Here is a 1404-nt window from a genome sequence, read left to right on the forward strand (position 1 = left end):
ATTCGTGCATAAAGCTCTTTATTGATGTTTCCGTTTTTAACTCTATATGCTTAGAAGTGAATAAAGCTATGAAACAAATTAGTACATGGAGTTTTATTGGTTCTTCCTTATAATGGAAAATTGGCCTAGTTTGTAAATCACTTTTAGTAATTCTAAATGCTTGTTCTACGCGATATAATTCGCGATATCTGTCTATAATCATTTGATTACTAACCTGAGACTCTTTCAAATTAGTATAATACCCCTTAACACCTAATAATTTTATTGTCTTATCAATAAGTCCTTGATTGAGTTCTAACTTTTCACCCGTTGCTTTAGTAAACTTTAGTTTTTTACTTTTTCCTGGATTTGCAATTAAATAGTTTGCCTTCTCGATTTGCTTTTCCATCTCATATTTATCTTTTCGGTAACGTACGGAGGAATAACTGCAAATTAAGTCTCCATTCTCGGTCTTTATTCTAATGCTTTGACCGTCTTTTCGCACTAGTGATTTATTAATGTCTTCTAGTAAGTTGGTTGAAAGGTTGCGTAGTCGAGCACCAACAATAAAGTTTATACCCTTCATATTCAACTCATTACTGTTATGATGGCTAATCATAGCTGCATCAGCAACAACCGTAAATGATTTTACATTATATTTAGAAATAAACTTCTCGATCATGGGTATGAAGGTGTGTCCTTCAAAAGTGTTGCCCGGGAATACATCATAAGAAACTGGGATTCCTTCTTTGGTGACCATTAATCCAATAAGAATCTGAGGTTGTTGCGACTTACTATCCTTTGAAAAACCATTTTTACGTAGATCATCCGATTCAAATGTTTCAAAATATAAAGTAGTTACATCATAAAAAACTAGATTATAATCAAATAAATAATGTTTCTGCGCAAATTTAACAGCAATTGTCTCAACTTTAGATTTTAAGGATAACCAAAGTGGTGCAGATTCATAATATCGCTGTCGATGATACTTTATACCAAAATATTCTTCTATTAAACTTACCGAACGAAGTTTAGAGGCTGGCTCTAGCATCCTAATAATTACTAAATCCAATAAAAATGGATTCTGTATTTTATCAAACCCTATAGAAATGAATAACTTATGAATTAATTCATAAACAAAACCATAGTAAACACCTAAGAATTCAGTCTGTTTAACATTTATGATATAGTTAGAATTAACATCCTGATAAAGAAATAGCTGACTACTAAATTTCTTTATGAAATCTTGAGCTAAGGTGATCAACTTTTTTAGTTCATCGGCATCTCGAGCTGTGCCAATGTGCCGAACAATAACACGTTTACGATTCTTGATTTCATAAACTTGTACAGATGTCGACCCTTTACTATACTTAATTTGCCTGATTTTAAGCATTTTTTACACTTTAGGTCAGCAAAATACGATTT

At 31.8% G+C, this 1404-nt stretch carries 1 protein-coding gene; it reads right to left on the minus strand.

From position 1 onward, the window contains the following. A partial coding sequence (locus EDC17_RS16730) for an IS1634 family transposase (protein ID WP_132779370.1) occupies positions 1-1372 on the minus strand: 1372 nt, incomplete at its 3' end. Between the last annotated feature and the right edge of the window lie 32 nt (positions 1373-1404).

Origin of the sequence: Sphingobacterium alimentarium (assembly GCF_004342685.1) — a bacterium.
In the GTDB taxonomy this organism is placed as follows: Bacteria; Bacteroidota; Bacteroidia; order Sphingobacteriales; family Sphingobacteriaceae; genus Sphingobacterium; species Sphingobacterium alimentarium.